The sequence below is a fragment of the Paenibacillus sp. BIC5C1 genome (assembly GCF_032399705.1).
Lineage (GTDB): Bacteria > Bacillota > Bacilli > Paenibacillales > Paenibacillaceae > Paenibacillus > Paenibacillus taichungensis_A.
In genome coordinates this window covers 3,047,875-3,069,874 of sequence record NZ_CP135922.1, presented here as the reverse complement: position 1 = coordinate 3,069,874, position 22,000 = coordinate 3,047,875, and the positions used below count along the sequence as shown (strand labels likewise).

Here is a 22,000-nt window from a genome sequence, read left to right as displayed (position 1 = left end):
TTTGTTATTTATTCAATGAATTATGTGACTGAACTCCACTCTATTTGACGTTCATATAACGTTCGAAGGCATTATTACGGATGGTCAGTAACTGTTCAAGTCCCATATCATTCAACTTTTTGATATAAGCATCCCAGCCCTCCTCGATGCCGCCTTTGGTTACCCACTGGGCACGCATCGTTGCTACATAACCGTCAATATCCGTCGTTAATGTTGGCAGCTCTTGGAACTCTTCTGCATTGTACATAACCTTCGGATAAGGTGTCGTTACATCGGCACTTCCCAACTGATCGATTTCCAGCTTGAGTCCGTCACCAGCCTTCGGATTAAGCTTAATTTTCTCTTCAAAGGAAGGGCTTACATATTTGGGTCCGAAATCACGCAAGGATTGATCCCAGTACCAAGCATCGGCGCTGGTGCCTGCCGGCGGGTCCATCAACGTGTATGTGCCATCATCATTTTTCTCAATTACAGTTCCGATCGCACCCCAGAAATTCTGAATGCTGGCTTCGTTGGAATAGAACTGATCTGCCCAGCGTGCGGCTACTTCAGGAACAGTACATGAACTTGTAATGAGCAGTTCATTACGGGCCAGATTCATGCCGCCAGGATCCCCTGGCTGATAGCGTTTGCCATCAGGTCCGGCAATAGGTGCAATCGCTTCATATTGGTCGCTCCACTTGCCAAACACGGCATCAGGCGTCCATTGGTTGCTAAAGCCGACGATTGGAATGTCTGCATTTTGCCATTTGGCTGATGTCATTGTATTGTCTTGTGTAAACAGTTCCTGATCAATCAGACCTTCTGAATACAGCTTGTGTGTATAAATAAGAGCTTCTTTATAGGCATCGGTCGTTGGGAAGAAGACCGGTTTACCGTCCTGCACAATCATACTGCTGGCATTAATGTCAGTAATTCCGAATGGATTCAGGAAGTCCACATTCAGCCCCGTTTCCGTGTACGGAATCTCATCCTGTTTTCCATTTCCGTTCGGATCTTTTTCCTTAAACGCTTTCAACACCTGATACAATTCTTCCGTAGTCGTTGGTGCTTTCAGCCCCAGCTTATCAAGCCAAGCCTTATTGATTACAGGCTGATTCCGGCTCTTCGGACGGGCAGGCAGTCTTGTTGGCATGGAATAGATTTTGCCATCAGGGAACGTGCTGATTTTCTTCATGTCTGGCGTCTCTTGCATAGCCGCCTTCAAGTTGGGCATATACGAGTCAATGTACTCATCCAGTGGACGGAAATAGCTCAGGTTGTTAACAATGTCGGAGTCGCTGAACACCTGGTCACCCAAGATAATATCCGGGAGCGTACCACTGGCAAGCATAATGGATTTCTGTTCACCCCAGTCATTGGAGGACATGACCTGCCACTCAATTTTTACATTGGAATCCTTTTCCAAATCCTTGAGCCATTGATTCTGAGTAAAGGTGTCGCCCATATTCCCCCAACGAACCGTCAGCACCTTAAGTGTGACCGGTTTATTGACAATAGGCAGTCCTTCCTGATTAAAATCGCTTGATACTGTAGTTTCGGCAGGATCACTACCATTCCCGCTACTACAACCAACAACACTGACCAACATGACCGACGCGAGAAGCACGCTGCTCATTTTGGTAAATAACTTCTTGCCTATCTTTTTCCCCATTTGGGAACCCCCTCGATTCGTAATGAAATTCAACCTGACTTACTCCTTCACTGCGCCGATCATCACCCCCTGATTGAAATACTTTTGGATGAACGGATACACACACATGATTGGAATTGTAGCGATAATAATAACGGAATATCTCATCAAATTGGCAAGACGCAGGGCTACTTGTGCTGCTTCGCCTGTGCCCATGCCGGACTGCATCTGATTTGTGATGAGTATATTGCGCAGAATCAATTGCAGCGGATACAGATTCGGGTCTTTCAGATAAATCAGGGCGTTAAAATAGGAGTTCCAATACCCTACTGCAATCCATAGTCCGAGGACTGCGATGATTGCTTTGGACAACGGTAATACGATCAGTACGAAATACCGCAAGTTACCACAGCCATCGATCTGGGCCGCTTCCCATAAGTCTCCCGGAATGCTGGTCTGGAAAAATGTCCGGGCAACGATCATGTCGAACACGACCACGGAGAACGGGAGCACCATTACGAGGAACGTGTTGTACAGATGGAAGTCGCGAATCGTCAGAAAAGTTGGGATCAATCCCCCGCTGAAGAACATCGTGAATATAAAGAACAGCGAGAAAAATTTGCGTCCGACCAGATCTTTTCTCGATAAGGCATAGGCCGCCGAAATATTAACAACAAGCCCGAAGAGCGTTCCTACCACCGTGTATAGAATGGTATTTCGATATCCAATCCAGATGTTCTCGTGTCGCAGCAGTTCCCTATACCCTTCCAGCGTAAAACCTTTAGGGAAAACCCACACCTGTCCGTTAGCCACAGATGAAGGATCACTGAACGAGGCGATGACAATAAAATAGATCGGATAAATGATAGCAATTAGAAAAAGAACAGCAAAGGCATACAGCACAACTTCTGCAACCGTAACACGTGATCGACGTTTTGTACGGGGAGTTCTGGTCATTGCTGCCGGTTCCATAACACTCATCTTGTTTGTCTCCCCCCTACCATAGACTGTTTTCACTGTATTTCTTGGACAACTGATTGACCAGAATAAGCAAAATGAAATTAATGACGGTATTAAACAGGTTTATCGCTGAGGAGAAGCTGTATTGGCTGCTCAGTAACCCGATTTTGTATACATAAGTGGACAGAATTTCACTTGAGAGAATGTTCAAGTCGTTTTGCATCAGATAAACCTTCTCAAATCCTACTCCGAGTAATCCGCCTACCCGCAGAATAAGCAGCGTAATAGCAGTCGGCAGCAGCATCGGTATATCGATATAACGAACCTTGTGCCATCGACTTGCCCCATCAACTTTGGCCGCTTCATAGAGGCTTGGGTCTACGGCAGACAGTGCGGCAATGTAGATAATGCTGTCCCAACCGACATGCTGCCACACGTCAGACCATACATACACACTGCTGAACAGAGCTGATGAACCCATTAAGTCCGGTGCTTGTGCTCCAAACAGCTGATACATATTACCAACAAGTCCTGTACTTGGCGAGAACAGGATCAGCATCAACCCGACCATAACTACCGTTGAGATAAAGTGAGGCATATAGGAGACTGTCTGAAAAAACCTCTTGAACCTTCCTGCTCTCATCTGGTTTACCAGTAATGCAAGCATAATTGGGATCGGAAAAGTAGCCAAGCTGTACAGACTGATCACAAGTGTGTTACGTATCGTGTTGGTGAATTGATAGGATTTGAAGAATTTCTCAAAGTATTTGAATCCAGCCCAAGGGCTGTCTCCGATCCCAAGCGCCGGACTATAGTCCTTAAAGGCGATTAATACGCCGTACATCGGCTTGTAGGCAAATAAAAGTGTCAACAGAACCGCTGGAAAAAGCAAAACGTAAAGGCCCCAGTTTCGCCTGATTCTCTCCAGCGTTCTTCCAATATAAAGTGGATTGGTCCTCATGGTTCTTCCTTCCCTCCTGTAAATATACTGATGCTGCTCTCCCGTAGGACCTGTCATCTCTGGAATAGCTTCAGTATAAACTGCTTCACATTGGGTTTATCGGACCGCTAAGGACGTTATTCGGACCTCTATAGTTCCATCCATGAACTTTACAAGTAACCAAGATGCTTACGAGCAAAAATCATATCGTTATCCAGACTTTCGTGTGTGTAATCCGGACTTCCGAATCAAAAGATGCAAATCTTTATGTTTTTTTTAGATAAAGGTTTTATACTATTCCTGAGATATTAAAGCGTATTCATAACCAAGCAATCAAGAAAGTGGTGCATTGTTCCATGGCAAACCTGAACACCATCAAACCCTACCCCATCCGGCATTATATCCGCATGATGTTCGTCATTTCTTTTGTCGTGCTCATCTTGGATCTCGTGATCAGCATTGCTTCCATCTCCATGGTCAAACAGCAATCCACCCAATACTTGCAGGATGCAGCCGATCTGTACATCAATCGCATTAATCACGATTTTGCGTACATTAACCATTTCATGGGGTGGACACTGGCCAATGACGAGAATCTCGACAACATGAATACATATGGCGTGAACAGTATTCCGTTCCTGAAGGCCAACGAGAAACTACATTTGCTCTTCGCCGAACTACAGCGAAACTACGGGCAGTCATACAATTTCTTTTATTATTTGGAGAATAGTGAATATTTCCTCAACTGCGCACCAATAAGTATCTCCTATTCGGATTATTCAGAAGTTAAAAAGCAGATCATTACGCTTACCCGTGATAAAGGTGTATATGAGAAGTTCTATTCCCATTGGACACCAATTCACGTGAATGGCACTTCTTATCTTATCAATATTGTGCCGTACTACAACCGTTATCTTGTTGCCTTGATATCCGCAGATGAACTGATCGCCCCTCTCCAGCAGATTAATCTGGGTGCCAACGGGTACGCCTCTCTGGTAGATGAGAATGGAGTACAACTTTCCGGACCTGCCGGCGGGGATCACATACCAGAAGAGAGACATTCGTTTCTCGATCTGTTCCAGTCTCATAACATTGTCAGCAGCGACTTTTCCAATGCGGCATTCAGCGTACATATGGCCATCAAGTTTGGCGCATTCGAGAAAATCATGGTCGCTCAGCTGCTCATTATGCTGCTTTTTCTGATCGTGACCTCCACGTTAAGCGCAATCATCATGTTTTTCAGAAGAAATCTGCTTGTTCCCATTCAGCGATTCTCCAAAAACCTGGCGCGTATTAACGAAGGGGACGAAGCGACAGACTTCAAGAGCAGCCGGATTATGGAACTGGAGCAGGTCAATGCACAGTTTAAGGAACTGGTGGGCCAGATTAAACGGTTCAAGATCGATCGCTACGAGCAGGAATTGGAGAAACAAAAAATACGGTTGGATTATATGAAATTACAGATTAAGCCCCACTTTTTCCTGAATTGTCTGACGAGCATGTACAGTATGGCACAGATGCAGATGTACGAAGAAATTGAGAGCATGGCCATGGCTACGTCCCGATATTTCCGATATATCTTTCAGAGTGGAGAGAATTTCGTTCTTCTGGAGAATGAAATTGAACATGTGAGAACGTTCCTGGACATCCAGAAGTCGCGTTACCGCGACGCTTTTTCCTATCGAATCGAACAGCCTGAGGTCATCACGGGCATCGCCGTGCCCCCACTTGTCATTCAGACATTCATCGAAAATGCAGTCAAATATGGGGTCTCTCGGGACCGGGAACTATGTATTACTTTGTCCGTGACGGAACAACGACAGGAAAATGGCGATCATGTACTCATCCAGATTTCGGATACAGGACCAGGCTTCAGCCCGGATGTGCTTGACGCTCTGATGCGTGGAGAAGCGCTGGAACAAACTGGCGGTAACCGGATCGGCATTATGAATACCATCCAACGTTTGGAGTTGTTATATCGAGATGAAGCAAATATTACGTTTGCAAACGACGAAAGTGGCGCTCGGATCACGCTTTCCTTGCCTAAAATGATACTAAATTCAGATACTCCGGGAGAGGTGACAAACCATGAATGCATTGCTGGTTGATGATGATTACTTTGTTGTCATGGCTTTGGAAAAGAAAATTGATTGGAAGGCATTGGGGATCCATAGAATATTCACCGCCTACAATATTGCGCAGGCCAAGGAAGTTTTGCAAAATCATCCCGTACAGATTCTCATATGTGATATTGAGATGCCCCAGGGCAGCGGGCTGGAATTACTCGCATGGGTCCGGGAGGAATCGCATAATGTACAGACGATATTTCTGACCAACTATGCCGATTTCAACTATGCCCAGAAAGCAATTGAGCTGCAAAGCTTTGATTATTTTCTGAAGCCTATTGAATTTGACAAGTTAACTCTTATTATTCAAAAGGCGGTTGCCAAAGCCCGCGACCAGCAATTCATTGAGAAAGCCATTCATGAGGGTGAGCTCTGGCAGAAAAACCGAAGCAAACTGATTGAGGACAGCTGGCGCAGGCTAATCTCCGGTAAAGCTTTTCCTTCCGGCCCGACCAACGTCTCTGCCTTTTTGACAGAACAAAATCTGCCTTATGAAATAACCGATCTGTTTCTTCCTATTCTGGTTAACCTTTTTCCGTACGATCATACGCTGGGCAAGACGGACAAGAATCTGTTCGATTACGCGTGTTTGAATGTAATGGTTGAGCGGTTCCAGAACACGTTGTTCTCCATTGAAGCCATTATCGAGATCAAGGATCATAACTGGATGATTATTCTAAAATGGAACGGAGCGCCGGATGCACAGCTGATCGAATCCATGTGTGGTTTGTTCATCCCCGAGGTTAATAATTACCTAAAGTCCGATGTTTGCTGTAGTATCGGATTCTCTCTACCACTGGGTCAGATTCGTCATACCATCAACGAGTTGTTGCTTATGAATGAAGAACGAATTAAACATCGTAACCAAACCTTTTTACTTGAAAACTATAATAGACCCGAGTTGAATTACACACCGCCTGATCTGGGATTGCTGGAGAAATTGTTAAATGAAAATCGATTTCAGGCGTTTCTGGATGAAACGGGTCGTTATATGCATCAACTGGTGCGTGAAGGTGTGGTGGGTACCGCCGTTCTAAGTCTGCTACGTCTTGATCTGGTACAACTTGTGTATGCCCAGTTGAAAAGTAAGGAGATCGAAGTGCACAAGCTGTATATGGGCAAAACAAACGATCAATTATTCATGCAATCTCTGCATTCAATTGAAGACATGCAATCCTACATTGCCTACCTGGTTAATACGGCTGCGGAATATCTGAATGTTGCCGAGCAGCCGAAGTCAGTTGTACATGAGATTACCCATTATATACGCACGCACTACGGAGAAGATTTAACGAGGAATAACCTGGGAGAGATGGTCTATCTGAATCCGGATTATCTGGCAAGGTTGTTTAAGAAAGAGATGGGCATTTCACTGGGCCATTATGTCATCCATACCCGTCTTGTGGCGGCCCGACATTTGCTGGAGACCACCGCACAATCGGTGCATACCATTGCTGGAAATGTTGGCTATACCAATTACTCTCACTTCACCAAACTGTTTAAGCAAGAGATGGGCTGCAGCCCCAATGAATATCGCAAGAAGCAGAAAGAAGGCTCACATGAGACCGGATGACCCGGGTACCCTAGCGGAGAATTAAAAGCTTATACTTTAATTGTATGAGTGTGATTCCTCTGATTTATATGTTTTCGCTAAAAAATGCCACTCTGCGTATCGCACGCAGGGTGGCATTTGCTCTTTTACTGCACTTTACTTATTCGTATTAATGACTTCATTCACTTCCTGAGTGATCTGGTCACCACCAAGCTTTTTCCAATTTGCAACAAAATTGTCGAACTCGTCAATAGACAGGTTGCCGTAGATGATTTTCAGAAACGTCTCAGCGCGCAGTTTATCCAGGGTTGCCTGTTTCGTGTTCATGGTTCTCGTTGGGGCGTAGATAAATTCATTCATGACAATGAGATCGTTATCCCGATAATATTTAATGACGCCTTGCGAGCTTTCCGGTCCAAAAATACGTTCCATATGCCACTTATCCAGATTTCCATTGCGGTAATCCATAATATCATCGTAGAACAGCTTCGCTTCAAGCTCTAATCCGGATGTATCTCCCGTTTTGAGCGCCTGCTCGACCTCATCCTGTGCCTTCACGTTTTTGTTGGCAGGCAGATTGGATACAGTCGCATTATGAAAACCAAGTCCGGTCAAGCCGTTCAAATACGCAGCACGCTCTTCCTTGGCCGACTCACCGAACATTTTCTCTGCCTGAAAATTCAGCAGCTTGATCAATGCTTCCGGGTGCTCGTAGCCTTTACGTACGGCAAATATGCCGCCCAAGCTTAAGTGATTCTGCGTTTTGGCAGGTTGATCGTCGATCGATTGAACCGGGTAAGGAAGCCAGTCCACATTCTTATCCTTCTTGATCATGCTGCTAACCTGAAATGGTGCCCATTGTGGTAGAAAGAACATGCCTGATTTGCCTGCATTCACATCTTCCATCATCTTCGTAAAATCCTTAACACCAAACTCAGGGTCGAGAACACCCTTTGAATACAGATTTTGCAGTTCGTGTAATCCTTGCTTCACCTCAGGCTGAATGGTTCCATTCACAACCTGACCTGAAGCATCCTTGATCCAGGTTTCGAGATAACCATGATAACCAAGCAGGAACGCATTAATTGGTAAATCCTTGTTGAGCGCAATTCCATACGTATCATCTTTGCCATTTCCGTCCGGATCTTCAAAGGTGAAGGCTTCGGCAATTTTGATAACGTCCTGCATCGATTTTGGTGCTTCAAGTCCGACCTTCTTCAACCAATCCTGACGAATCCAGATCATATCTGAGGAATCCAGCGAGCCTGGGAAACTGACCATTGCGTATATCTTGCCTTCCTTGGTCACTGGCTTCAAACCTGCTCCATCCTCAGCAGACATAAATTCCTTGACCAGATCGGATGCGTACTTATCATAGACTTCGGTCAAATCTTCCAGCATCCCCGCTTCATGCAGCTGTTCAAACTGCACAGCACTTACTTTCAGAACATCAGGCAAATCGCCACTAGCCAGGGTGACGTTCATTTTATCGTTATAATTGGCATCCGGGACAATCCAGTCATAGGTGACATCGATCCCCAGCTCGTCCTTGTATCCTCTGGTCCAAATGTTATTGGCGTGTGTATCTCCCTCAGCAAGCGACTCTTTCCCGGTTTCATTCATGGTTGATGTTAATTTGATGGGTGGATCATACTTCGTAAGCGGACCTCCGGCATCCTGCTGTGTGTTCGGTTGGGCTTCATTCTCAGCACTTCCCGTACCCGATGAACAGGCTGCAAGCGTGGTTGCCAGAACCATGGTTAACGTTAACAATGAGAATTTCTTTAATGACGTGTTCATGCGAATCCCCCTTTTTATTCCTCCAGCGAGGTATAATTTTATTGTATAAAGAAAGCGCTATCACCTCGAGTGTACCCCGTTGACATCTGGTATCTTTGATTTACCATTTCATACTTGATCTAACTTTTTTGATCCCGATATTCCTGTGGTGTGCAGCCGGTGGCCTTTTTGAAGAAACGATAAAAATAGTGCTGATCACTAAATCCAACCTTGGCGGATATTTCATGCATTTTGCAGGTAGAGCCGAGAAGTAATTCCTTGCTGCGCTCGATGCGCCGTTCATGAATATAGTCGGATATGCCTTTGCCAGTAATACGTTTGTACCAACGGGATAGATATGACGGATTGAGGGAAACCTCCTGTGCAATTCGGGTTAGTGAAAGGTCATCCTCCAGATGATGCTTGATATAATGATGAATAGTGACGAGAATCTGCGACTGATCATGGATGCGAGTAACACTTCTTTTGGAGATGATCCATTCATAAGCCGATTGATAGAAAACGACCAGATCAGACCAAGGCGTATGGATATTAAAATGAAGCATTCGAGATAACGCAATTTCCTCCATTGCTGATTCATACAAGCCCAGTTCATGAAGAAGCTCCATCAGTCCATTACCTGCACCTGAATAGATTCTCATTCGAAAGAATGGATCTTGAAGTCCTTCTTTTGAAGCCTCTGTCCACTTGTGAAATGACTCCATCCACTCCCGATCCCCTGATGTAACGCGCTGCCTGATCTGATCCAGATGAAGACTGGCAACACTCTGCTGATTCAAAATATTGGGGATGTAAGGCGAATCATGCTGTACTTTGACCCGAAGAAGCTTCTCCATCCCAAGTCCAGGGCCCTCATGGATCGACAGGCGCAGCTGTGCAATGGCCTGACTTAACTCCATCCACTCCACCGCCTGTTCGCTCACCATAATGGAGACGGACAGATTCAGACAATCCGCACAGGATTGCTGCACAGACTCCAGCGTTCCATAGACAAAACGCAGTGTCTGTTCCCACTTCTCCTGCTGTCCTGTATGGAAGCTCGATGGCTGAGCCTTGGGCTGAACAAAGCAGGCAATCACCTGATAATCCAGATCAATAGCTTTGACCTTGGCCTTATCCTGAAGCAGTTCCTCTGCAACGTTGGCAACCGCATAGCGAATTAAACTCCGGTCCGAATGGGATTGATAGTTGTTCCACTCCTCAACCCGTATGATGATCGGGATTACCGACTCATTCGACATGAAAGGTAACTGGACTGCATCCAATTCTTCCTGAAGCGAGGCGATATCATGTCTTTCCGTTCGTTTTAGGAGATCCAGCAGCAGCTGTCTTTGCAGCTGCGGCAGCGCTCTGGGCAGCTTGCTGCGAAACCAGGCATGTTGGTAACGGAAATCATTTTCCTCCGATATTTGTGTTAAAGCCCGCTCTACCGCTGCACGAATATGACTCATGCCTTCTGTCTTTAACAGGTAATCCACAACACAAGGGTTGCGTATCGCTTGATGTGCATAATCAAATTCGTTATGACCTGTCAGCAACAGAACTTTACATCGTGGCCAACGATCCATAATCTTCTCGATCAGCTCCATGCCATCCATGCCAGGCATGCAGATGTCGCTGAGTACGATATCGATTTTAACGGAATTCAACCACTCGATTGCTTCAAAGGCAGAATATGCCTTAATGATCTCCATATCGTGAAAATCCGCTTTTTGAAAAAAAGCATAAAGACCATCCAAAATAACCGGTTCATCATCTACAATTAACATCCGCTGCATACGACTACTCCTGTCTCCATGGAATATTTAATATCATGCATAAACCGCCCAACTCACTGCGCTGCGCACAAAGGCCATAGCCTGTCCCAAACTTGATCCTTAAACGTTGATTCACATTCATCAGTCCTGTAATCTCTTCATTCCCATGCCTCTGGTTCGCAGATTCCTGAAAGGATACTTGCAGGCTACTCAGAATTTCCTCCGTTAAATGATCGCCATCATCCTCTATCCGAATGGACAACTGTTGGTGGTCCACTTGATAGGATAATTTCAGAATCCCTCCCTGACTGCGCTTGGCAAGGGCATGTTCAAAGACATTCTCCACAATCGGCTGAATAATGACTCGGGGAATGGCGATGTCTCGGTACTCCCTACTCAGTTCCTCCAATTGCAGTTGGACTCTTGAGCCAAATCGGATTTTCTGAATAGAAGCATAGACTAAGGCGTGTTCCACCTCTTCACCGAGCGAAACCTCAGAATGAGAATCCCTGGACATATACCTGAAATATTGACCCAAATAGTCGGTAAATTCCTGAATCAATTCAACATTCTCGACCTCGGCCATTTGTTTGATGCTGAACAGACTGTTATATAGAAAGTGAGGCTGAATCTGGGACTGCAAATGTTTGAGTTCTGCCTCGCTTGTTCGAATCCGGGCAACATAATTTTCATCAATCAAAATATGTAAGCGTTCTATCATGTGGTTGAAGCGAGAGTATAAATAACCAAATTCATCTCGTCTGGATTGCGGAATATGAATAGTTGTCTGACCTTGCTCCGCCATTCTGAACCCGCGAATGAGCACAGATAACGGCTTGTGAATTGACCTGTAGATTGAAAAGGAGAAGATCATAATGATAATGATTGAGATAAGCGTCAATGTCCACAGCCACAGGTTATATTGTTCCAGGGGAGCTTGGAGCACATCATTAGGGATGCTGGCTGTCAGCGTGAACGAGTGATCAGGATCATAAAGCGAATAATACAGATATGGATCGGACTGAAATCTCGTCACTTGCATGGATTCTGGTGATTCCGGTGATACCTGCTGCAATTGTGCTGCCGATACAGGTTTATCAGAAGAAGAAATGACCACATTGTGCTGCTCACCGAAGCTCAGTGTAATATCACTGCCTCCCGTTTCCGCGAGCTGCTGCAATCTGTGCTTCAGTTCTTCCGCAGACAAACGTATGCCTAATATAAAATTGGGCGGTTCCTCATGATTCATGTTATACGGATTGCTTTTGAGAAAATAAAGATTGTTATCCGAATAAGACAACTCACCATTCAGATTGCCCATGGTCGCCAGCAGATCCTTCCATTCTGTATCCTCCACATTGCGAATTCCGTCCACCGCGCTGACCCGTTTATGCAGAGCCGGAACATAATACACAACATCGCTGATATAGGGACTCGTCACCATGATCTGCCCCAGCTTGTTATGTATATTATTGAGACTGGAAGTCACCTCATATCTGCCCATAATTGCAGCTCGTGTACTTAGGGTGGACATCGTTTCATCGAATGAAAATTCGGTAACAAGTCCACTCATTCGCTCCAATTCAAATTGCAGATGATTGTGGTAAAAATAAAGCTTTGATTCATGCGCCTTCTCCACTTCCGTCTGCATTTGCTTGGAGCTGGTATGCGTGATCATAATACTGATCCCATATAAGGGCAGAATGACGAGCACAAAGGCAATCATCAGTTTGACGACGATGGATGCATTTTTCCATCTCCCCCATGTGAATCTCATTTCACTACACTCCTCTCCTCAACGGCAAAAAGGAGCCGGAAATCGGCTCCTCCCATTGGTTTTCCTCCATCGATCTTATCCCTTTACACTACCGACAACAAGTCCATGAACGAAATACCTTTGCAGGAACGGATACACGAGCAGAATGGGTATCACGGACAAAAAGATTTGGGATGCCTGGGTCGTTCTATCCGACACCTGACTTAACAGTGTCGCATCCTCAAGGGTCATCATTTCACTCTGGATCATCGTCACTTGCTGGAGCATCGATTGCAGATACGTGGCTAGTGGATAACCTTCCGGACTTTTCATATAGATCATGCCATCAAACCAGGCGTTCCAGTGTCCCACCATGGCAAACAATGTGATGGTTGCGATACTGGGCAATGAAATAGGAAGATAAATGCTCCATAGCGTGCGGAAATGGCCAGCACCATCCATCCAAGCCGCCTCTTCCAACTCCTTTGGCAAACCTCGGAAGAAATTCAGCATAAGCAACACATTGAAGATCGGAACCGCTCCCGGTAAGATCAGGGCCCAGATCGAATCCAACAGACCTGCTTCTTTGACGATCAGATAACCCGGGATTAATCCTCCACTGAACAGCATGGTAAAGACAAATATCCACGCATAGAACGTTCTGGAACGAAACTTCGCTGCCTCTTTGGAGAGTGGATAGGCTACAAGAATCGTGAAAATCAGATTGGTCGCAACTCCGAGTACCACACGGAGAAGACTTGTACCGAATGAATTTAGAAACTGCTGATTTTCGAGAATGTATTTATACGAGGAAAAGGTGAAGTCCACCGGCCAGAATGTCACACTCCCCGCCTTGACTGCATCACTCGAACTAAACGAAATTGCCAGAATGTTCACAATGGGAAACAGGCATAGCAAGGCAAGAAGGGTCAGGATGACATAATTCATTCCCAGAAACCAACGATAGGCTCTCGAAGCGTGATGCATGTTCTTGCCTCCTTTCTAGAAAATCCGATAATTGGCTAATCGATAGGCGAGGAAATAGCCAAGCCCGATAAAGATAAACGAAACCACTGATTTGATGAGCCCCAATGCGGTTGATACGGAGTACTGTGCATCCTGCAAGCCGATCCGGTAAATCATCGTATCCAGAATATCTCCGGATTCATAGACCAGCGGATTGTAGAGGTTGAACACTTGGTCAAAACCACCGTTAAGTACGTTACCCAGACTCAGTGTAACCATCAGAATCACGATTGGACGAATGCCAGGCAGCGTAATATGCCAGGTCTGCTTCCATCTTCCTGCTCCATCCATAACAGATGCTTCATACAGGGATTTATCAATGTTTGTCAGTGCGGCCAAATATATAATCGTGCCAAATCCGAATTCTTTCCATTGGTCCGTAATGACGAGTATGTAAGGAAACCATTCGTTACTGGCCAGAAATTGAACCGGTTCTACACCCACTGCCTTAAGCAGCATATTTACGATTCCGGTACTGGGGGATAATACATCCACAATGATTCCAGCCAAAATGACCCAGGAAAAGAAATGCGGCATATAGATAACCGTCTGAATGGTTCGTTTAAAGCCTGTTTTGCGCACCTCGTTCAGCAGCAGGGCCACAAGTACCGGAATGACCAAACCGGACACAATTTTCATGGCGGAAATAAATACGGTATTCCATACGACCTGTCCGAACCCAGGCAGATCGAACAGATACCTGAAATTGTCCAGGCCGACCCAGTTCATATTTTTGAATCCGGCAATGGGAGAGAAATTCTGAAAAGCAATGGAGAGTCCCGCCATCGGAATGTAACCGAATACAATAATGATGATCAGTCCAGGCAATATCATGAGATGAAGCGGAACGTTTCGTATAAATTGTCTGTAGTTGGAACGCATAAGCTGTCTCCTCCTTCAAACTCATTATAGAATCCGTCAGGAACCGGAAATAGTGTAGGCTATTTACTTTAGGTATCTTTTGTTGACCCTCTTCCCGGAACACCAAAAAACCGCGAGTATCGCGGTTTTTTGGTGCAACATATATATCTGGGTATAACAGCAATCGGAAGATGGTTCTGACCACGCAGTGACTTTGTGTGAAAATTATTGGTTCAACTTAGATAATTATCGCTGGACATCCATAACCAGTACATTGACCGAATTTGCAGGAAGCTGCAAGACAACCGAATCCTCCTGCAGATGTATCACTTGTTCTTGTGGAACAATTTTCTCATCATTCTTCTGATTCACATTAGGCACATGTAGCAATTCTTCATCTCCGCCAAGTGTTATCAATCTCGCAACAGAGGTAACGATCAGATTCTGAAGGCAAATTTGGGTTGCTTTGTCCACCCCATCTGCGTTCACCAGTTTCACATACACATGCTGCTCGTCTCTTGTAACGGAATGGAATACGTCCCGGTTGTACGCTTCCAGTTTGTAATCCAGAATTCTGCTAGTCGTATGACCATCGGTATAAGAGCAGATCAGATTCTTCCCTGTTTCACCACCATAATTGACCGTAATCGTATAATTCGTATCGTTCGCCAGCGGTTCATAGTTGGCTGCCCGGAGATTACCTGCCGCTGAACTGGAAGAATAGTCACCCAGAGTGTAGCCTTCTACACCTTGTTTGTATACTTTGACTCCCGTTGCATTGCCGCCATATCCGATTGCGTATTCAATGGCATCCTTTTTATCAGGTGAACTATCCGTCAATCCCACACCGATGGTGAAGCCATCCTCACCCGCTATGCGCTGAACCTCTACTTCCACTTTATAATTCGACCATTCATCGTTCAGAAGATACAACCCATTCAAGCCGTTTGCCTGGGCTTTCAAAATCAATCCTTTCCCCGTCTCCAGCGTGTATCCTGCCGATCCCGGAATCCAATTCCACGCTTCACTCAGAGCTGTCTGCTCCCTGAAATCTTCTGTAAACAGCACGCTGCCATCCTGGTTCGATGTGACCGTAATCCGTTCCACCACAATGTCAGCATTACCTGTCGCAATCTCGATGCCGCCACGTGGAATGAGTTCCATCGGTTGACCCTTGCTGTACGTTGAAAATGAAGTGCCCAGCACCTGCTCGCCCACATACTTGGCAAAAAGCTGCTGCACATAGTAATTCGGTGTGTACCACACCGTTTCATCATCAAACCAGATGCAGTCCGGCGTCCAGCGATAGGTGCCGTCCGTCAGTACTTTGTTGAACAATGGCGCATAGGCAGCCAAGCGAACAACGTCCGCATTATTTTCAAAACCCGTCATGACCGCCGCTTCTGCGATTGCACCTGCCAGTGTATTTTTGTCCGTGGATGCATATTCTCCCACAAATACCTTGGATGTCTCCGTCCAATCCATACTGCCGTCTTCATGATAAGCCCGCTCATAATAGTTGTACCGATCCACGTTGTTCAGCAAATAGTCATTGGAGCGATAGTAGTGCTCATCCGCAATGGTATCCATATAGTTATCCTGATTCTCATACCAAGTGACCGTCTCCTCAATTACCTCTTTGCCATCTGCAAAAGCCACCTGAGCTGATCCAGTCAGATTACCGCTCAGGAATTTCCATCCCTGTTGGTATGCATCATCGTCTGCTTGGGCTCCAACTGTCGAAATGATGTGAAGTTCATGATCAGGATAATGACGTTTCATATAATCATCAATTGACGTCTTGAATACTTCAAAGTTGGCGAAAAATTCAGTTCCCCAGTTCTCATTGCCTACGCCAATATAACGCAAATCGAATGGTTCAGGATGTCCCATGCTGCTTCGGATGGCAGCCCATTCGTTATGTTTAATATCCGTGCTGAGCGCGAAATCGATCAGGTCTGTAAAGTTTTGGATATAGTAATCCCTCAAAGCGCCACCCGCCGGGTGTGCGTAATCCGAACGAGCCTGGCACAGAACGCCACAGGCCATGACCGGTACCGGAGCAGCATTCAAATCTTCTGCCAGTTGGAAATACTCCATATACCCGAGACCCATCGTCATCATGTAACCCCAGACGTTATAGTTCTCTTTGCGGAGCTCCACCGCTCCCACCGAATCCTTCCAGTCATACACATTGTCCCAAATAAACGAACCTTCGGAAATGCATCCCCCCGGAAAACGCAGAAACTTTGGATGCAGATCGACAAGGGCCTGAACCAGATCTTTCCTAAGTCGATAGTTCGGATTCCCGGTATAGTTGGCATGCGCTGAAGAGGATACTCCCAGCTCTTTCGGATCGGCTCCCCATACATCCTGCGGAATCAACGACACCATGTCTATGGAAATGTCTCCTTCAAAGGTAAGTGCCAATTGCCCCAGCGCGGTCTCCGTTCCAGTCAGGGTCACGTTCGAATGGGTGATGTTGGGCGAACTGGGGTGAGTCAACACATGGCTGCCACTTGCATGACCGCTGAATTCCGCATTGGCCACAAGGACACGGTTATCAGAATAGGCGATCCCGTACTTCTTCCATGTGTTACCTCCTTCAACTCGCAGCATAGCTGAATCACTGATGGCAGCACCATTTCCATCCTGCAATTGAATCGTAATTGTACCTGGGGATACTGCCTTTGCCCACACGGTGAAATCATATGCCTCCCCTTCTTTAATGGACATGGCACAATGCTGATTGGAATCCGAGAATCCGCGATTTCGAATCGTGGCACCAGTCTGAACCGTTACATAATAAGCATTCACTTCCGGGTCTTCCACGTTAAGATGATTGTTTATTCCATCAGTATTCTGTACGATCATTTTCTCGGTATCCCCGGACCAGGCAAACAAAGGATCACGGTTCCGACCTGTCGAACAACCACATTCCCCAGAGTCATGCGAGTACGTATCGAATGCAAAGGATTCAAACGAACGGTTCTGAACTAACTCTGCATAGATTCCCCCATCTGCTGCATTGTTGATATCCTCGTAGAACAGACCGTACATCACTTCACTAACATCCGTCACCTGCTGGTCCCCATGGATTGTCACGGTATAAGGTGGAAGGTGTTCAGGTACAACGGACACATCAAAACTTTTGCTCAGGGTACTCCCACCCTTGGTTAAGAGCACATTCAAACGAATCTCCTGTGCCGAGCTCAGAGGTTGAACCTTTCCATTCGGTGACAGAACTTCAGGCTGACTTGAATTCCATTGAACGTTTACCTTGCCCCCAAGCAAAACTACAGGCAAGGACACATCTTTGGTAATAATCCGGGCTGGAGCAGACAAATATTTATCTCCAGCCAGCTTCACAATCTCTTCATCCGTCAGGGACTCGCACATGACTTCGATCACTTCATCCATGGACAGAGCCGCCTGATAAATTCGAAAATCAGACAGTGAGCCTGAAAAATCCACATCTGCCGCGTACTGAGAGCGTCCAATATAATTGCGGCTATAATTCGCAGGGTCCACGAACGAATCAAACCATCTGCGCAGCTTGGCATAATTGCCACTGGATGTCTGACTGATGGAACCGTCTGCCACCTTCTCACCATTCACATATACAACCGGACCCGCACTGCTGCGTGTGCCGCCCTGACTGCCTGCCACCGATAAAGCAATATGCATCCATTCCCCGCTGACAAATCCGCGTCCCGGGTCTACAACCAGATCATCGCCTGCATATAACGTGCCTCGCATCTGACGAGTCAAAAATAAATAGGGACCTTTCTCGCCTTTACCGAAGTCGAAAATCCGCTCCCACACGTTTGATCCCTTGCCCAAATGGACCCATGCTGCAACAGTCACTCCGGTGTTGTCGCTTACATTTTGCAGTAAATTCGTTGGCAACTCCAAATACGATGTTCCGTTCGATCCACCGTTAAAAGTCACCGCCCATCTGCCATTCACTTCAGAAATGTCGGGTGATTTCTCTCCTGCGGCAATTCCAACGTGCCCGTTTCCTGAACTATCCTTGCCAATGTCTGCTGCATCTTCAAACTTATAGTGTGCGATTAGTTGATGGTGAAATGTGGTCATCTTCATTCCTCCTATGTAGGTTGAATTTTCGTAGATAAGTTTTCTTTAATTCGTATAAACATAAATTAATTAATAAATATATAAACACATAATCTAATCGTATAGTATCTTATTTCGAGTAAATATTTCAATCACAAAATTACAAATCATCTGTTGTATCATAGGAATTCTTACGAAAAATCAATCTTTTGCCGATCTCCCTCTCAATCCTAAAGTCACTCAACCCTGATATTTATAGTTTACAAATATATAAATTGATTGATAATATAACAAATGAAAGCGCTTGATAAATTATGGCAATCACAAGGAGGGCTGTCCAACGAGTTAACGTTTGGGGCAATGATTAGGGCTATTTTTCATTTCAGGTATTGGGAAAGGGGAAACGTATGAAACGTTATTGGATAAGCGTACTTAATATTTCTTTACTGAGCTCTGCATTACTTACGACAACAGCTTTGGCTCCCGTCTCCGTATTGGCGGACAGTCCGGGGGCAGCCAGTACCAACCCGCAAGTTTCCACATCCATTGCGAATGCGATTCCAGCATTCAGGAATGTCTCCGTTCATGACCCTTCCGTTATTAAGGTGGGTGATACCTTTTATATTTTTGGTTCACATCTTCAAGTAGCAAAATCGAAGGATTTGATGAATTGGGATTCTGTCGCCTCCGGGGTTACGGATGACAACCCTGTTGTGCCTAATGTAACCAAGGAATTCGCTGAAGCCCTGCAATGGGCGCAGACCGATACGTTATGGGCAGCAGACGTCATTCAGTTGGCGGATGGAAAATTTTATATGTACTACAATGCGTGTAAAGGGGACTCTCCCCGCTCTGCGTTAGGCGTTGCTGTGGCAGACAACATTGAGGGGCCTTATAAGGATCGGGGTATTCTGCTCAAATCCGGCATGTGGGATGAGATCAGTGAAGATGGCACTATTTACGATGCTACCATACATCCGAATGTGGTCGACCCTGATGTATTTTACGATAAAAACGGCAAGCTCTGGATGGTGTACGGTTCCTATTCCGGAGGAATTTTCATTCTGGAGATGGATGAAACGACGGGAAAACCTCTCCCTAATCAGGGGTATGGCAAAAAACTGACCGGAGGCAATCACAGCCGTATCGAAGCACCTTATATGCTCTATAGTCCCGAAACCGACTATTATTATCTGTATCTGTCCTATGGCGGATTGGGTGCTGACGGGGGATATAACATTCGGGTAGCCCGCTCCAAAACACCTGACGGCCCTTTCCTCGATGCTGAAGGAAACGACATGATCAACGTCAAAGCGGATAAGGACAAACCCTTGTTTGATGACCGCTCGATCGAGCCTTTTGGCGTCAAATTACTGGGGAATTTCCTCTTTCAAAGACAGATCGGTGACCCGGGCACAGGTCAGGGTGTTGGCTATGTATCACCAGGACATAACTCCGCTTATATTGATGCTGAGACGGGAAAACAATTCCTGATCTTCCATTCACGCTTTCCAGGTCGCGGAGAAGAGCATGAAGCCCGTGTACATGAGATGCATATGAATTCGGAAGGATGGCCTGTTGTTTCTCCTTACCGCTATGCGGCATTGGAAGAAAACACTGCCCAATTGACAACCCAGGAGATTGCTGGTCAGTACCAATGGGTGAATCACGGGAAGGAAATTACGGCCGAGATCAAATCTTCACAGACCGTTCAGTTCACAGCGGATGGGCAAATTAGTGGTGCGGTGACGGGTACATGGAGTCTTGAAGCAGACAATCAGGTGCAGATCACATCGAATAATGTTGTGTATACAGGTGTCTTCACGCATGAATGGGAGCCAGATTCCCAGAAGACGGTTCTGACCTTTAGCGCACTCTCCTCCTCTGGCGTGGCCATCTGGGGAAGTCAGATGGCTGCACTCAAGGATCAGGATATTGTTAATGCGGTGAAAAAGGATTTGAGCATCGGCGACACAGGGAACGTATTTTTCAACCTTTCCCTCCCGACCAAAGGAACACGTGATGCAGAGATAACATGGAAATCTTCCAACACCTCTGCCCTTTCAGCTGCCGGAGTAGTGAACCGCCCTCGTGCTGGTAAGGGGGATGCCAAAGTGACATTAACCGCAACGATCCGCAAAGGTAGTGCCGTAAGCTCCAAAACATTTAACGTTATCATTCCACAACAGGCGGTTAGTCCACTGCTGGGAGAATATACATTTGAACAAAAGAAACTTGCTAAAATCGCACAGGATTTCAGCAAAAATGAATATCACGGCAAAGCCTTTAATGTGACGACTTCTGCGGTTGGCAGCAAAAATCAGGCTGCTGCTTTTAATGGAACCGACAGCTACATCCAGCTGCCCGGAATCATTACCGATACAACGGATTTCACCTTTAGTGCATGGGTCAACTGGAGTGGCGGCGGAGCCTGGCAGCGAATTTTCGACTTTGGAAATGGACTGACCAGACATATGTTCCTTACTCCCTCCCAGCATACCGGAGCTCTGCAATTCACCATTCATGATCAGGGACGAGATCAGAGCCTGATTGCTGCTGAGCCGCTGCCCTCCAATCAATGGGTGCATGTCGCTGTTACCCTTCAAGGAGATACCGGCACTATGTATGTGAATGGAAAAGTCGTAGCAAGCAGCACGGAAATCAAGTTTAACCCGAAAGATCTGCAAGTGACGGAAGCTTATTTGGGCAAAAGCCGCTATGCAGCCGATCCCTTCTATAAAGGCTCACTGGATCACGTAAGAGTATATGATAAAGCGTTAACCTCCAACGAAATTCAGCGTCAGGCAAAAGAAAAGCCTTAATTCATTCAAACCCTTAGGTTTGAAATTGATTTGAGATAACAAAAACGCCAATATATCGGTCGAATTCACAGACTGTTGTATTGGCGTTTTATTTCATTTCACTTTGAATAATGAATGACCATGCTTAATTTATTCGCAGAGACTCCCGAATTTTTATAGCCATGAGCCTTATCCGCGCGAAAACGAATGGACTCCCCCTGTTTTACCATATACTCCTCCATCCCAACCCGAATCGTAACTTCTCCTTCAAAAACCGTAATGAATTCCTCTGCCCCTTCTATATGCGGTTCAGCATTCAAAGAAGACTCTTCATCCATTTCCATCATGTACATTTCAAAACGACGCCCCTCTTCGAAGGTAAAATGCGGATAAATGCGAATCTTTCCCTCATCCTCCATCAATGCCTGAATATCACTGCCCGTTACAACTGTAGTGTCCGACTTCGGCTCGTGGATCAAGGCGGTAAAGGAAATTTTCAAGCCGTTCGCAATTTTCCATACTGTCGCAATTGTAGGGTTGGATTCACCCCGTTCAATCTGACCAAGCATCGTCTTGCTGATTCCAGACATCTCGGCTACCTTGTCCAGACTAAGTTTTCTTTGTTCCCTGAGCTGCTTCAAATTCTGTGCCAGAACAACATTAATGTTTTTCAATATACTGTCACCTCTGTTTTAAAAGATTATATTGTGC

Annotated in this window: 13 protein-coding genes; 3 read left to right on the top strand and 10 right to left on the bottom strand. The window is 45.8% G+C overall.

Annotated features, from left to right (window positions below; genetic code table 11):
* Positions 1-40: 40 nt before the first annotated feature.
* The 3 genes from RS891_RS13925 to RS891_RS13915 are packed head-to-tail and all read right to left on the bottom strand — an operon-like array spanning position 41 to position 3,554.
* On the bottom strand, positions 41-1,654 hold the full coding sequence (locus RS891_RS13925) for a type 2 periplasmic-binding domain-containing protein (protein ID WP_113052238.1): 1,614 nt from the start codon (positions 1,652-1,654) through the stop codon (positions 41-43).
* 39 nt (positions 1,655-1,693) lie between these two features.
* Positions 1,694-2,590, bottom strand: a complete 897-nt coding sequence (locus tag RS891_RS13920; RefSeq protein ID WP_231952759.1) for a carbohydrate ABC transporter permease — start codon at positions 2,588-2,590, stop codon at positions 1,694-1,696.
* 40 nt (positions 2,591-2,630) lie between these two features.
* A complete protein-coding gene (locus tag RS891_RS13915) occupies positions 2,631-3,554 on the bottom strand; it encodes an ABC transporter permease (RefSeq protein ID WP_315795603.1) in 924 nt (307 codons plus the stop codon).
* Between the two features lie 335 nt (positions 3,555-3,889).
* Between RS891_RS13915 and RS891_RS13910 the strand changes: the two genes are divergently transcribed.
* Entirely contained in the window at positions 3,890-5,641 is a 1,752-nt protein-coding gene (locus RS891_RS13910; protein ID WP_258530566.1) for a sensor histidine kinase, read from the top strand.
* The gene (locus RS891_RS13905; RefSeq protein WP_113052239.1) at positions 5,622-7,232 is read left to right on the top strand and encodes a response regulator; all 1,611 of its coding nucleotides are present in this window, start codon (positions 5,622-5,624) and stop codon (positions 7,230-7,232) included. The genes RS891_RS13910 and RS891_RS13905 overlap by 20 nt, the downstream gene beginning before the upstream one ends.
* A gap of 135 nt (positions 7,233-7,367) precedes the next feature.
* Here RS891_RS13905 and RS891_RS13900 read toward each other — a convergent pair whose 3' ends face one another.
* The 6 genes from RS891_RS13900 to RS891_RS13875 form a co-directional block, all read right to left on the bottom strand.
* Positions 7,368-9,011, bottom strand: coding sequence for an extracellular solute-binding protein (locus RS891_RS13900; protein ID WP_113052240.1), 1,644 nt, complete (start codon positions 9,009-9,011; stop codon positions 7,368-7,370).
* A gap of 119 nt (positions 9,012-9,130) precedes the next feature.
* Positions 9,131-10,789 carry a response regulator transcription factor gene (locus tag RS891_RS13895; protein WP_113052241.1) on the bottom strand — a complete coding sequence of 553 codons (1,659 nt, stop codon included), beginning with the start codon at positions 10,787-10,789 and terminating at the stop codon, positions 9,131-9,133.
* Between the two features lie 4 nt (positions 10,790-10,793).
* Positions 10,794-12,545, bottom strand: coding sequence for a sensor histidine kinase (locus RS891_RS13890; RefSeq protein WP_113052242.1), 1,752 nt, complete (start codon positions 12,543-12,545; stop codon positions 10,794-10,796).
* A gap of 75 nt (positions 12,546-12,620) precedes the next feature.
* Positions 12,621-13,511, bottom strand: a complete 891-nt coding sequence (locus RS891_RS13885; RefSeq protein WP_113052243.1) for a carbohydrate ABC transporter permease — start codon at positions 13,509-13,511, stop codon at positions 12,621-12,623.
* A 15-nt stretch (positions 13,512-13,526) separates the two neighbouring features.
* Entirely contained in the window at positions 13,527-14,432 is a 906-nt protein-coding gene (locus tag RS891_RS13880) for an ABC transporter permease (protein WP_090806028.1), read from the bottom strand.
* A 225-nt stretch (positions 14,433-14,657) separates the two neighbouring features.
* Positions 14,658-18,509 carry an alpha-L-arabinofuranosidase C-terminal domain-containing protein gene (locus RS891_RS13875; RefSeq protein WP_315795596.1) on the bottom strand — a complete coding sequence of 1,284 codons (3,852 nt, stop codon included), beginning with the start codon at positions 18,507-18,509 and terminating at the stop codon, positions 14,658-14,660.
* A 386-nt stretch (positions 18,510-18,895) separates the two neighbouring features.
* Here RS891_RS13875 and RS891_RS13870 point away from each other — a divergent pair, with 386 nt between their 5' ends.
* A complete protein-coding gene (locus RS891_RS13870; RefSeq protein ID WP_315795593.1) occupies positions 18,896-21,310 on the top strand; it encodes an arabinan endo-1,5-alpha-L-arabinosidase AbnB in 2,415 nt (804 codons plus the stop codon).
* Between the two features lie 98 nt (positions 21,311-21,408).
* On the opposite strand, the gene RS891_RS13865 is transcribed toward RS891_RS13870, so the two are convergent.
* Positions 21,409-21,963, bottom strand: a complete 555-nt coding sequence (locus RS891_RS13865; protein ID WP_113052246.1) for a helix-turn-helix domain-containing protein — start codon at positions 21,961-21,963, stop codon at positions 21,409-21,411.
* Between the last annotated feature and the right edge of the window lie 37 nt (positions 21,964-22,000).